At 63.1% G+C, this 12,218-nt stretch carries 12 protein-coding genes; 8 read left to right on the forward strand and 4 right to left on the reverse strand.

The annotated features are described in order from the left end of the window. Positions 1-35 precede the first annotated feature (35 nt). Entirely contained in the window at positions 36-623 is a 588-nt protein-coding gene (locus RE429_RS06685) for a cysteine hydrolase family protein (RefSeq protein ID WP_414474138.1), read from the reverse strand. A gap of 113 nt (positions 624-736) precedes the next feature. Between RE429_RS06685 and RE429_RS06690 the strand changes: the two genes are divergently transcribed. Continuing rightward, on the forward strand, positions 737-1,168 hold the full coding sequence (locus tag RE429_RS06690) for an Lrp/AsnC family transcriptional regulator (protein ID WP_414473546.1): 432 nt from the start codon (positions 737-739) through the stop codon (positions 1,166-1,168). A 181-nt stretch (positions 1,169-1,349) separates the two neighbouring features. Here the strand turns inward: RE429_RS06690 and RE429_RS06695 are convergent, their stop codons facing one another. Continuing rightward, on the reverse strand, positions 1,350-1,598 hold the full coding sequence (locus RE429_RS06695) for a hypothetical protein (protein ID WP_414473547.1): 249 nt from the start codon (positions 1,596-1,598) through the stop codon (positions 1,350-1,352). Between the two features lie 177 nt (positions 1,599-1,775). Here RE429_RS06695 and RE429_RS06700 point away from each other — a divergent pair, with 177 nt between their 5' ends. From RE429_RS06700 to RE429_RS06720, 5 genes are all read left to right on the forward strand, one after another. Then, positions 1,776-2,432: a response regulator transcription factor gene (locus tag RE429_RS06700; RefSeq protein ID WP_414474139.1), complete on the forward strand. Its 657-nt coding sequence runs from the start codon at positions 1,776-1,778 to the stop codon at positions 2,430-2,432. Then, positions 2,429-3,739: a sensor histidine kinase gene (locus RE429_RS06705; RefSeq protein WP_414473548.1), complete on the forward strand. Its 1,311-nt coding sequence runs from the start codon at positions 2,429-2,431 to the stop codon at positions 3,737-3,739. The genes RE429_RS06700 and RE429_RS06705 overlap by 4 nt, the downstream gene beginning before the upstream one ends. 244 nt (positions 3,740-3,983) lie before the next feature. After that, entirely contained in the window at positions 3,984-5,882 is a 1,899-nt protein-coding gene (gene dnaG, locus RE429_RS06710) for a DNA primase (protein ID WP_414473549.1), read from the forward strand. Between the two features lie 167 nt (positions 5,883-6,049). Continuing rightward, positions 6,050-8,044: an RNA polymerase sigma factor RpoD gene (gene rpoD, locus RE429_RS06715; RefSeq protein ID WP_414473550.1), complete on the forward strand. Its 1,995-nt coding sequence runs from the start codon at positions 6,050-6,052 to the stop codon at positions 8,042-8,044. A 68-nt stretch (positions 8,045-8,112) separates the two neighbouring features. Continuing rightward, the gene (locus tag RE429_RS06720; RefSeq protein WP_414473551.1) at positions 8,113-8,400 is read left to right on the forward strand and encodes a hypothetical protein; all 288 of its coding nucleotides are present in this window, start codon (positions 8,113-8,115) and stop codon (positions 8,398-8,400) included. Positions 8,401-9,082: 682 nt separating this feature from the next. Here RE429_RS06720 and RE429_RS06725 read toward each other — a convergent pair. Together RE429_RS06725 and RE429_RS06730 are read right to left on the reverse strand one after the other, a co-directional pair. Beyond that, a complete protein-coding gene (locus tag RE429_RS06725) occupies positions 9,083-9,325 on the reverse strand; it encodes a helix-turn-helix domain-containing protein (RefSeq protein ID WP_414473552.1) in 243 nt (80 codons plus the stop codon). A gap of 303 nt (positions 9,326-9,628) precedes the next feature. Beyond that, positions 9,629-10,888 (reverse strand): MgtC/SapB family protein, encoded by a 1,260-nt coding sequence (locus RE429_RS06730; RefSeq protein WP_414473553.1) that lies wholly within the window; start codon positions 10,886-10,888, stop codon positions 9,629-9,631. Positions 10,889-11,079: 191 nt separating this feature from the next. Between RE429_RS06730 and RE429_RS06735 the strand changes: the two genes are divergently transcribed. Then, a complete protein-coding gene (locus RE429_RS06735) occupies positions 11,080-11,487 on the forward strand; it encodes a CidA/LrgA family protein (protein WP_414473554.1) in 408 nt (135 codons plus the stop codon). Further along, complete coding sequence (locus RE429_RS06740; RefSeq protein WP_414473555.1) at positions 11,484-12,206, forward strand: LrgB family protein; 723 nt, start codon at positions 11,484-11,486, stop codon at positions 12,204-12,206. The genes RE429_RS06735 and RE429_RS06740 overlap by 4 nt, the downstream gene beginning before the upstream one ends. Positions 12,207-12,218: the final 12 nt, after the last annotated feature.

The following is a 12,218-nucleotide window of genomic DNA, read 5'->3' on the forward strand; positions in this document are numbered from 1 at the left end:
AGGGATCCGGTTGCCGTCGGTAAGGGAAGGGCGCCTCAGGCGGCCGCGACCGCTTCGGAACTCCTGAGCGCCTCGACGATATCCCCAGCAGCGAGCACCTCGGCGAATTCGAAGCCCAAGGTCGCCACATGAACGGCATGGACGGTTTCCGCCGGAATTGTGCCGCCTCTGCCGTCGGGCAGATCGAAACAATCGCAGGCGTCCGCGACCAGGACCATGCGGTAACCGAGATTGGCGCCCATGCGCACGGTGGTCGAGACGCACATGTCGGTCGAAATGCCGAAGACGACGATGGTGTCGGCTCCAAGCCGCCTGAGGCGGAGGTCCAGATCGGTGCCGATGAAGGCCGAGTTCACGCATTTGGTGACGAGCGGTTCGTCGCCTTGCGGGCCGAAGCCGTCCCGAAAGCCGTTGCCCGGCAGGTCCGGTCGGAGGGTCGAGCCCGGTTCGGTGGAATCGTGCCGGACATGGAGAAGCGGTTTTTCCGCCTTCCGCCAGGCGTCGAGCAGCAGGAGCCCGGTGGAATCGACGGCCCGGTTCCAGCGGCGCGGCCAGGGCGGGCCGTCAAAGGCTTTCTGCATGTCGATGGGCAGAAGGATCGCGTTCGTGAGATCGAGCGGCATGGGAAGCTCCTTGTGAAACAGAACCTTCTTCTTCATGAACGCTCGGCCGGTTTCACTCGACAAGATGACGGTGGAACCGTCTAAATGCCGGTCGGCCTATCTTATGAGGCATCATGCGCGACGACAAAGACAGGATTCTCGTTGGGGCCTTGCGGGCAAACGCGAGGGAAAGCCTCGTCGGTCTGGCCCGCCGGGTCGGTCTGTCCCGCAGCGCGACCCAGGAGCGGATGCGGCGTCTCGAGCGCGAGGGCGTCATCAAGGGCTATACGGTGGAGCTCGCGTCGGCGCAGGATTTTGCCGTGAACGCCATGATCGCCGTTACCTTCGAGCCCGGCTTCCGCTGCCGTCAGGTCGTGCCCATCCTGTCCGGAATTCCCGAGATCATGGCGTGCCACTCGCTGACGGGCGCCATCGACCTGATGGTCATGGTCGCCTGCGATTCCAATGCGACCCTCAATAGAATCAGAGATTCCGTCGCGGCCGTCAAAGGCGTCGCCACCGCCACGACGCATATTGTCCTGGCGACGGAGTGGTCGCGGGGCTGAAGGCTCGAGCATCGAACGCAAAAGTGGGAACCGGTTTTGCGTTCGATGCGCTGTTCTTTGGTGGGAGCATCGGAGCGATCCCAAAAGTGCGAATCCACTTCCCGCGTCCGATGCTCTAGGATATCTCCGCCCCGCAACGTGGCGTGTCGCGGCACGGTACCTTTCATCGATTTTTTGGGTGTCAGCGAGTCGATCCCGTCGAGGTCGGATTAGCGTTCTTGTTCTTGTTCATCGCCGTGTGATGCCGAGGGGTATGGTGCTTGGCCGTGTGATGCCGGACCGTCGCATGCTTCTGGGGCTTGGGCGCCTCGGATCCCATGGAAGGCTGTGAGGATTGCGACGGCTGCGCCGGTGTCGTCGCGGCCTGTGCCGCCAGGGGGGCCGCCATGAGGCAGGCCAGGGCCGAAGTGGTGATCAGGAAAGTCTTCATCGGATTTCTCCATTGCATGAAGGTACTCTGTCTGTACCTGGCCGCGATGGTACCTGCCCCGACTTAGGGGAAAATGAGGGCTCACGTCGCGAGTTCTTCGGGCGAAGGCGGCAAAATGCATCCTTGAGCGTTCCTCTCGATGGCGTTGAACTCGTCTTTCAGCAAAGGGCGTACGACATGCGGATTCTGCTGGTCGAGGACGATCCTCTGATCGGACGCAGCTTGACCCGGGCCTTCGAAGGGACGGGGATCGCGGTCGATTGGGCCCGTACGGGCGAGGACGCTCTCGTGGCCCTCAGTGCGACGCCGTATTCCGTCGTGCTGCTCGATCTGGGGCTGCCCGACAAGGCCGGCCTCGATGTCCTGAAGGACATGCGGCGCCGCAAGGATACGACACCCGTCCTGATCATCACGGCGCATGACGATATCGAGACCCGAGTGGCGGGCCTCGATCTCGGCGCAGACGACTTCGTGGTGAAGCCTTTCGATTTCGACGAGCTCGCGGCCCGGATCAGGGCCGTCGTCCGCCGTCACGCCGGGCATGCCACGTCGCGGATCCAGTCGTCCGAAATCGTGCTGGATCTCGCAGGCCGCCAGGCGACCTACAAGGGTGTTTCCCAGCTTCTGCCGGCGCGGGAATTCGCGCTCATGCAGGCGCTGCTGGAGCGGCCCGGAGCCATCCTGTCGCGCAAGCAGCTGGAGGATGCGCTCTATGGGTGGGGCGAGGAGGTCGAGAGCAACGCCGTCGACGTCCTGATCTATTATATCCGCCGTAAATTCGACAACGACATCATCCGCAATGTCCGGGGTGTCGGCTGGATGGTCGCCAAATGACGCATCGAAGCTCACTCCGCAAACAGCTCACGATGTGGTTCACGCTGCTGCTGATCTCCTTCGGGCTGGCGGGCGGCGTGGGAGCCTACATCGTCGCGCAGCAGGATCCCGACAATTTCCTCGACGATCAGATGCGGGGAATCGCGCTCGATGTGGTCGGCTCCGTCGACGACCTGGCCCAGATGCCCGCGCCTCCGCTGAACGCGTCCGATATGATCGTCGTGCAGGCCTGGGATCCGGACGGCCGCTTGCTCAAATCCTTTCCGCCCAACTTCGATCTGCCCCGTCAAACGAAGACCGGATTTTCGAGCTTCACCACGCCGCAAGGAGGATGGCGCAGCTATACCTGGGTCCTGGATGACGGGACCGTCCAGGTGTCGCAGCAGGCGCTGGTGCGCAGGGAGCTCGCCCTCAAGGCGGCTTTGCCGGCGCTCGTCACGACCTTTCTGCTCATTCCCATATCCTGGCTCCTGGTGCGGTGGGTCGTCGGCCGCATTCTCAGCCCGGTGGACCATCTGACCCGCGACCTCCTGGCGCGGCGGCCCGACTCGACGCAGCAGCTTTCCTCCTCCGACCTTCCCGGTGAGATCGTCCCCCTCGTCGGGGCGATGAACGAGGCGCTTTCGCGCGTCAGGATCATGCTGACCGCTCAGCGGCAGTTCGTCTCGAACGCCGCGCATCAGCTGCGCACACCTCTCACGGCCCTTAGAATTCAGGTGCGCAACCTGCGGCAGCTGGGGAACCCGACCGGGGCAGGCGGAATGCTCGATGAGATGGAGCTCGGCATCCTGCGGATGTCGGCCCTGACCAGCCAATTGCTGGTGCTCGCGCGCGCGGAAACCCTCCCGGTCCTCGACGTCCCCGCGCCGGTCCCGCTTTCGGAAGTCCTGCAGGAGGCGATCGCCTGTCTGATCCCGCAGGCGGAGAGCAAGGAGATCACGATCTCATCGGCCGAAATGGCGCCCATTCCGATCAAGGCCGAGCGGCACGATCTCGAGATGCTGTTCTCGAACCTGCTCGATAATGCGATCCGCTACACGCCGCGCGGCGGGCATGTCGACCTTTCGTTCCGGTCGGAGGACGGGACGGTGATTGTCGAGATCGCCGATACGGGGCAGGGGATCCCTGAAGAGCTGCTCCCCCGCGTGTTCGATCCCTTCGTTCGCGGAACGGGCGACCAGGAGGGAACGGGGCTCGGGCTCTCGATCGTCAAGGCCCTGGCCGCCCGGGCCGGGGCGCAGGTCCAGCTCGCCAATCGCACGGACCGAAGCGGCCTCGTGGCGCGGGTGGAGCTGCCCATCGCTTAGCCCTGGACGGGCCCATGACCGCCGCTTTCCGCAAGCCGCGAAAAACCTTGCGCCCCTCGGCGACGAGGATCTCGGCCCTCCAGGAGCATCCAATGAAACGATCCATCGTAAGGATTGCCGATCCGGCGTGTGGAAGCAGCGAGGCGCGCCTGTGGATTGCGGGCAAAGGACGGCTTGGCCGTTCGCTTTCATTCTCCCGCTTCACCGCCCTAGTTTATGGAGCAGGTTTGGAGATTTACGCTTCGTGCGCTACCCGCCCCAAATTCTGGAAGAGATCCGCGCCCGTCTGCCGGTTTCGGCCGTCGTGGGCAAGCGCGTCCGCCTGAAGAAGGCAGGGCGGGAATGGAAGGGCCTCTCCCCCTTCAATACGGAGAAGACGCCGTCCTTCTACGTGAACGACCAGAAGCAGTTCTATCACTGCTTCTCGTCCGGCAAGCACGGGGACATCTTCACCTTCGTCATGGAGACCGAAGGCCTCTCCTTCCCCGAGGCGGTGGAGCGGCTGGCGGGCGAGGCGGGGGTGCCCCTGCCCAAGCTCGCACCCGAGGACCGGGCGGAGGAGGTGAAGCGCAAAACGCTCTACGACGTCATGGAGATGGCGGCCGAATTCTTCGAGACCTCTCTTCAGGGACGCTTCGGCGTGAAGCCGCGCGATTACCTGGCGGGCCGGTCGTTGAGCCCGGAGACGCAGAAGCGCTTCCGGATCGGCTACGCGCCTCCGGAGCGTTTCTCCCTGCGCGATCATCTCGCCGGGAAGGGTGTTTCCATCGAGATGATGGTGGAGGCGGGACTGCTGATCGCAGGCGAGGACGTGAAGGTTCCCTACGACCGCTTCCGCGACCGGGTGATGTTCCCGATCTGCGACGTGCGCGGTCGCGTGATCGCCTTCGGCGGGCGCGCCATGAGCGCCGACGCGCCGGCGAAATACCTGAACTCGCCGGATACGCCGCTCTTCAACAAGGGGCGGCTCCTCTACAACTATCACCTCGCGCGCCAGGCCGCGCATGACCGGGGCACGGTGATCGCGGTCGAGGGCTATGTGGATGTGATCTCGCTGACCGTCGCGGGCTTTCCCCACGCGGTCGCTCCCCTCGGGACGGCGCTCACCGAGGACCAGCTTACGCTTCTGTGGCGCCTCTCGGAGGAGCCGATCCTCTGCTTCGACGGCGACAAGGCCGGCCAGCGGGCGGCCTATCGCGCCCTCGATACGGCGCTGCCGAACATCGCCGCCGGCAGATCCCTGCGCTTTGCCCTGTTGCCCGAAGGCCAGGATCCGGACGATCTCGCCCGCTCCGGAGGGCGGAGCGCGGTCGAGCGCGTGCTCGCCACGGCCAAGCCCCTGGTGGACGTCCTCTGGGCGCGGGAGGCCGAGGCCGCTCCCCTCGATACCCCCGAGCGGCGGGCCGGCCTGGAGCGCCGGCTGCGCGAATCACTTGCGCTGATTCGCGACGAAACCCTCAAACGGTACTACCGGGAGGAGATCGAAAGCCGTCTTGCGGCTTTAAGCCCCGATCCCCGCGCCGGTCGTTTCAACCGTCAGGGGAGAGGGGGACGGCGGGATTTCCGGGGGCCCGGTCCGACCACCCCGAGCGCCCGTTTGAGCGTGTCGCCGCTCCTGGCGCGCAGTCCTCTCTTTACCGGCGGAACGGCGGAAAGTGCCCGGGAGGCGATGATGCTCTGCACCTTCCTGGCGCATCCGGACCTCATTCAAAATCATGCAGAAACCCTTGCAGATCTTGAACTTGAGGGGCGCGCCGCCCAAATGATGCGCAGTCTCCTGCTGGATAGCGCCGCGAGCGGCGAACCGGCCGATCCGACCGTGATGCAGGCTCGCCTGGAGCGGGCCGGGATGACCCAGGCGGCGGACAGGCTGAACGCCCTGGTCCGTCCCGGCGACCGTTGGATGCTCGATCCGCACGCGGATCCCTTGCGGCTTGAAGACGCATTGAGGCAAGCCATCACCTTGCATCGCCGTGCGCGCACGTTACATAGCGAACTTCGGGCCGCCGAGCGCGCACTCGCCGAAGAGGACAATGAGGCCAATCTCGCCTGGCTGCGAGAGGTCCAAAACCAACTGTCCTCCGTCGAGGGTGCCGAGGCCGACTTGGACAAGAACGGGTCCGCTGGGGGAGCCGGTTTCTGAGATCGAGATGAGGCCCTCGCGGGCGGGAGTTGGTTAACGGTTAGTCAATTGACTTACTGTTTTATGGTCAGGAATTTCCGGGTGGCCGGGCCCATAGGCCTTGCTGCCCATTCGCGTATCGTAGGTCCCGTTGGGGGGGCCGACGGGGCGCCGGAGTAAGGCAAAGCATGGCAACGAAGGCAACCGAACGGGAAGAAGGCGAGACGACAGCCCCGGAGCAAACGAGCGATGGGCCTCTGCTCGACCTGAGCGATGCCGCCGTTAAACGGATGATCAAGCTCGCGAAGAAGCGCGGGTATGTCACGTATGATGAGTTGAACGAGGTTCTGCCTCCTGAGGAGTTCTCCTCGGAGCAGATCGAGGATGTGCTCGGCCAGCTTTCCGAGATGGGCATCAATGTCGTCGAGTCCGAGGAGACGGACGAGGGCGCCCAGACCGAGACGGAGGAGGAGGAGGCCGACGGCGGCGATCTCGTCGAGGCGTCCCAGACCCGTGCCGTCGCGGTCCGCGAGACCACGGCCAAGGAGCCGACCGACCGCACGGACGACCCGGTGCGCATGTATCTGCGCGAGATGGGCTCGGTGGAGCTTCTCTCCCGCGAAGGCGAAATCGCCATCGCAAAGCGCATCGAGGCCGGCCGCGAGGCCATGATCGCGGGCCTCTGCGAAAGCCCGCTGACCTTCCAGGCCATCATCATCTGGCGCGACGAACTCGTCGAGGGCCGGGTGCTCCTGCGCGACATCATCGATCTCGAGGCCACCTATGCCGGGCCCGACGGCAAGGGCGCGCCCAAGGTCGATGCCATCGGCGAGGAGGGTGAGGAAGAGGCACCGGAGGGCGAGGAGGGCATGACCCCGCCCGAGGGCGAGATGGACGACGACGACATGGAGAACAACGTGTCGCTCTCGGCCATGGAGGCCGAGCTGAAGCCGCGGGTTCTCGAGACCTTCGATTCCATCGCCGACAACTACAAGAAGCTGCGCCGCCTGCAGGTCGAGCATGTGGAGCAGCGCATGCAGAACAAGCAGCTGACCCCGGCTCAGGAGCGCAAGTACCGCGAGCTAAAGTCGGATATCGTCGCTGCGGTGAAGTCGCTGTCGCTGAACAACAACCGTATCGAAGCGCTGGTCGAGCAGCTCTACGACATCAACAAGCGCCTCATCTCCCATGAGGGCCGCCTGATGCGTCTGGCCGAGAGCCATGGCGTCGCCCGCGAGGAGTTCCTCAGGCACTACCAGGGTTGGGAACTCGATCCCAAATGGGTGCTGCGCGTCTCGAAGCTCGGCGGCAGGGGCTGGAAGGACTTCGTCGCCAAGGCGAAGGACGGCATCCACGACCTGCGCGAGCAGATCCACAACCTGGCGAGCGAGACCGGCCTGGAAATCCAGGAGTTCCGCCGCATCGTCATGATGGTGCAGAAGGGCGAGCGCGAAGCCCGCCAGGCGAAAAAGGAAATGATCGAGGCGAACCTGCGTCTCGTGATCTCCATCGCCAAGAAGTACACGAACCGCGGCCTTCAGTTCCTGGACCTGATCCAGGAGGGCAATATCGGCCTCATGAAGGCGGTCGATAAGTTCGAGTACCGCCGCGGCTACAAGTTCTCGACCTATGCCACCTGGTGGATTCGTCAGGCGATCACGCGCTCCATTGCCGATCAGGCCCGCACGATCCGCATCCCGGTGCACATGATCGAGACGATCAACAAGATCGTCCGCACGTCGCGTCAGATGCTGCACGAGATCGGCCGCGAACCGACTCCGGAGGAACTGGCGGAAAAGCTCGCCATGCCGCTGGAGAAGGTGCGCAAGGTCCTGAAGATCGCCAAGGAGCCGATCTCCCTCGAAACGCCCATCGGCGACGAGGAGGATTCGCATCTCGGCGACTTCATCGAGGACAAGAACGCGATCCTGCCCATCGATGCGGCGATCCAGTCGAACCTGCGCGAGACCACCACGCGCGTTCTGGCTTCGCTCACGCCGCGCGAGGAACGCGTGCTGCGCATGCGCTTCGGCATCGGCATGAACACCGACCACACCCTCGAAGAGGTCGGTCAGCAGTTCTCGGTGACCCGCGAACGCATCCGTCAGATCGAGGCGAAGGCCCTGCGCAAGCTGAAGCATCCTTCGCGGTCGCGGAAGCTCAGGAGCTTCCTGGACAACTGAGCAGCTTGAAAAGGCGGGCCTCACAGCCCGCCTTTTTCTTGCGGCAATGATCCGATGCAGAAGCGGTCGTGGAGATCTTCGAAGCTTGGTACGATGAGAGCGATAACAGTGTTGCGCTCACGCCTTTGAGTCAAATCAACCGCATGAAAGTCATTGGGGCTTGGCTGGAAAAGCCCGTTTTCCTGCATAGGATCGAGGCGGACTCGCTGGAAGCAGCCTGTGAATTGCATCAGGAGAAAATGGATTGGGATAACTTCGGGGTTCAGATGGACCTCATCGCAACCTGCCCTCAGTGCGGAGTTCGCTACTTTGCGCGGAGATCCACTTCGTGTCCCAGCTGCGAAGCCGCTTATTGAGAGAACCGACCGCGCAATTGCTTTCGCGCTGCAGCTTACGAATTGAAGAACCCAAATACCGCTCCGCCTGCCACGATGGCCGCGAGGCTCGTGCCGGAGACGATCCAACCGGCTTTCGGCGTTCCCAAGCTGAGCGTCATTCCGCTCCTTCCTGACTAGATTGCCGAGAGCAATGCGCTTCATGCCCCGCCAACATATCTCTGGTCGGAGAAAACTAGGTTGGGGAGAGAAGGTCATCGCACGAACAGCAGGCCTGCTGTTAGCCTGCTGGGACGCTTGGTTCATACCTTGATGGTTGAAAACTGATCGTCCGAGCGTCTGGAGAACGGAACTTTCTGGGAGGACAGAACCTCCTGGATAGTCCTGATCACCTCATCGAGAGGTTTGTGGACCTGGATCGTTCGTCCGACTGCGGTGATCAGGGTTTCGTCTTGGCATGGATCGCAATCGCTCATCCATTGGATGCTGTTGAGTCGGATGAGATGGCGGCAGCCTCCGTCATCGTGAAACTCCAGAAATGGGCCAAAGCGATCTCTGCCAATCATGGACTGCTCCTGTTATGTAGTATACAACATATCAGGAGCATTGTCGTGGTCAAGCTTTTGATATTGCTACGAGAGTCGGTTTGCAAAACTTTCTTTTGCTTATGTTTCGTGGCTGACGTGCCCCAGCCTTACCTTCTTTAAAGCGTAGTGGCAGGCTCTTCCACCAATTGCGCGACGGTAACGCCTAAAGCGCGGCTGACGTGCCAGAGCGTCGAAATCGTGACATTCCAGTGCCCACTCTCCAGCCTACTCACATAAGCCTGATCAAACCATTGATCTGCCACGTCGTCCTTGAGCCTCTTGGCAAGCTCTTCCTGCGAGAGCTTGGCGGCAAGCCTATACCGTCTGACGTTCTGACCGACTATGCGCTGGATATCCATGCGCGAGAATGAACCGTAGGGTCAGAATTGACTCTATGTGATATACTACATATTTTGAACTATAGTTCGCAGGCGAGCCGTGCGTGACTGGTCTCAACCGCGATAAAAGATGTGTCTTTTCCCAGTTGCGATGAGAGCCTGCTAAGGTATGTGCCTCTTTGATGAGTGGCGACGGCGTTTTTCGCTGTCCTCCTCATCTTCGATACAAAAACTCAAAATGAAAAGAGCGCCTCTAAGGGGACGCTCTCATCAACACCTTACTGGAGGGGCTTGGCCTCACAGCCCGCCTTTTTCGTTCCCGGATCAATCGGCGAAAGCGAATGCCGCCCCGCCTGCCACGATGGCCGCGAGGCTCGTGCCGGAGACGATCCAACCGGCTTTCGGCGTTCCCAAGCTGAGCGTCATTCCCGCCTTCACGACCGTGTTGACGGCAACGGCGATGCCGATGCCGAGCACGGCGCCTCCGGCCGAGATGCCGTCATGCGACAGGCGCGCGAGGGACAGCGTGATCGCATCGACATCCGCGATGCCGGAGAGCGCCGCAAGAATCGTGAGGCCCGCATTGCCCATGAGGCCGCTCACCAGCTTCGCAAGCAGGCTGATGACGGCGATCAGCGCAGCCAGTTGCAGGGCCGTGCCGAGATCGAAGGGGTTCCTGATGTCCAATTGAGGATGCTCCTTGCTCCCTCTGCCATTGGTCAGGAAGAGCAGGCCCGCCGCAGCGGCCATCACGAAGCCTGCCGCGCCCAGCGGCCACGCGAGCGGCAGAAGGAGAGCGCTGTTCAACGCGCCCGCGATCACGAGCACGCGCACGATCATGACCGAGCCCGAGAGCAGCATGCCGCCGGCCAAAAGCGGGCTCGCCTCCGGGTGCTCGCGCGCCATGCGCGAGAGGGTCACCGTCGTTGCTGTCGACGAGGCAAGACCGCCTGCAAGGGCCGCCAGGGCCACGCCCGCTTGGCTGCCCATGATGCGGATGGCGACGTATCCGGTGAACGAGATGGCCGCGATGATGATCGCGTAAAGCCAGATCTGCGCCGGGTTGATCGCATCCCAGGGGTCCACCGTTCTGTTCGGCAGCATCGGGAGCGCCAGGAACGTCATCGCCAGCAGGATGAGGACGGAGCGGATCTCCAGCCATGTCAGGCGCCGGAGCCAGGAGTGAAGCGGCTGCTTGAGGGCGAGAATGAGCGTGACGATCACGCTCGCGGCGATCGCAATCTGCAGATCGCCCAGCACCGCATAGGCGCCGAGGGCGAAGGTCAGCAGGGCCGCGATCACACCCGTTACGCTGAAGTTCCGCTCGCTCTTCGCCTCGAGCCAGGCGAAGGCCCCGAACGCGATCGCGAAACCCAGGAAGGAGAGGCCGAGAAAGGTGGGATTCGTGTATGTCGCAAGAAGAGCCGACAGGGCGCCGAGCACGGCCGTGAGCGTGTAGGTTCGCAGACCCGCCGTGCGTTCGCCTTCCTCTTCATCCCGCTGTTGCCAGCCGCGCACGAGGCCGACGAGAAGCCCTATGGCGAGCGCAACGCCCAGACGCAGAAGAAGAGACGTGTCGTTCATGGCCCGATCTCCCTTGGTGCCGCTTGTGGGGCTGGGAGCTGTGCCTCCCGGGTCGGCCCTTCGACGTCCTGGTATCACGGCCAAGCTTGGGAGGACAGTCACGGGAACGGGACGGCTCGACACTCTGCCATGCTCACGCATGGACGGTATATAGGACGGGATGAATTCACGTACCGTCGCTGGGTCTGCCCATGATCGTCAGTTTAACCGTCATTCTTCTCTGCCAACTCATCGGCGAGGTGGTCGTCCGCGGCTTCGGATGGCCTGTGCCGGGCCCGGTTCTCGGGATGCTGATCCTGCTTGCCGTCCTGAGCCTGCGTGACCGGGTCAAGAAAACGGTGCCCGAGTTCGGTCGCACGCTGGACTCGACGGGCAAGGGATTGCTCGCGCATCTGTCGCTCCTGTTCATCCCGGCGAGCGTCGGCGTCGTGCAGCGGCTCGATGTGCTGGAGACGCAGGGGGTCGGCCTTGTCGTGGCCCTGGTCGTTTCGACTTTCGTGACGCTCGTCGTGACCGTGGTGGCCTTCGTGGTCGTGTCCCGCCTGAGCGGCTCGGCCATGGAGAACGCGCATGACGGCAGGCCGGGAGAGACGCCATGACCGATCAGGCCTTCTCCCTCTGGGTCTATCTCTCGCAGACACCGCTGCTCTGGCTCGTCGTGACGCTGGGGGCCTATGTGATCGCCGACCGCATCTCGCAAGCCTTCAGGCGACATCCCCTGTGCAATCCGGTTCTGATATCCGTCATCGCGGTTGCGCTCGTGCTCTGGGCCACGGGCACGGCCTATCCGGTCTATTTCGAAGGCGCGAAGTTCGTCCACTTCCTGCTCGGTCCCGCCACCGTCGCGCTGGCGATACCGCTCTACGAGAACCGTCGCATTGTGCGGCGCGCCCTCGTGCCCATGGTGGTCGCGCTGGTCGTGGGCTCCGTAACGGCCATCGTGTCGGCGATCGCGGTCGCGCAATTGTTCGACATGCCGCGCTCCATTCTCATCTCGCTGGCGCCGAAATCCGTCACCGCGCCGGTCGGCATGGGCATCACGGAAACGCTCGGAGGCGATCCGGCATTGACGGCCATTCTCATCATGTTCACCGGCGTCATCGGCTCCGTCATGGTGACGCCCCTCATGAATGCCCTGCGCATGAAGGATTGGCGGGCCCGCGGCTTCGCCGTGGGACTTGCCTCGCACGGGATCGGAACGGCCCGGGCCTTTCAGGTGAATTCCCTTGCGGGCACATTCGCCGGCATCGCCATGGGGCTCAACGCTCTGGTCACCGCTCTGCTGCTGCCGATCGTGCTGAAATGGCTGATCGGATGATCATGGTGTCGG

Origin of the sequence: Microvirga sp. M2, from assembly GCF_047497095.1 — a bacterium.
GTDB lineage: Bacteria > Pseudomonadota > Alphaproteobacteria > Rhizobiales > Beijerinckiaceae > Microvirga.

Bases quoted from the DNA above. Each gene is read 5' to 3' on its own strand.
- RE429_RS06685 (WP_414474138.1), bottom strand. From the start codon at position 623: ATGCCGCTCGATCTCACGAACGCGATCCTTCTGCCCATCGACATGCAG.
- RE429_RS06690 (WP_414473546.1), top strand. From the start codon at position 737: ATGCGCGACGACAAAGACAGGATTCTCGTTGGGGCCTTGCGGGCAAAC.
- RE429_RS06695 (WP_414473547.1), bottom strand. From the start codon at position 1,598: ATGAAGACTTTCCTGATCACCACTTCGGCCCTGGCCTGCCTCATGGCG.
- RE429_RS06700 (WP_414474139.1), top strand. From the start codon at position 1,776: ATGCGGATTCTGCTGGTCGAGGACGATCCTCTGATCGGACGCAGCTTG.
- RE429_RS06705 (WP_414473548.1), top strand. From the start codon at position 2,429: ATGACGCATCGAAGCTCACTCCGCAAACAGCTCACGATGTGGTTCACG.
- rpoD (WP_414473550.1), top strand. From the start codon at position 6,050: ATGGCAACGAAGGCAACCGAACGGGAAGAAGGCGAGACGACAGCCCCG.
- RE429_RS06725 (WP_414473552.1), bottom strand. From the start codon at position 9,325: ATGGATATCCAGCGCATAGTCGGTCAGAACGTCAGACGGTATAGGCTT.
- RE429_RS06730 (WP_414473553.1), bottom strand. From the start codon at position 10,888: ATGAACGACACGTCTCTTCTTCTGCGTCTGGGCGTTGCGCTCGCCATA.
- RE429_RS06735 (WP_414473554.1), top strand. From the start codon at position 11,080: ATGATCGTCAGTTTAACCGTCATTCTTCTCTGCCAACTCATCGGCGAG.
- RE429_RS06740 (WP_414473555.1), top strand. From the start codon at position 11,484: ATGACCGATCAGGCCTTCTCCCTCTGGGTCTATCTCTCGCAGACACCG.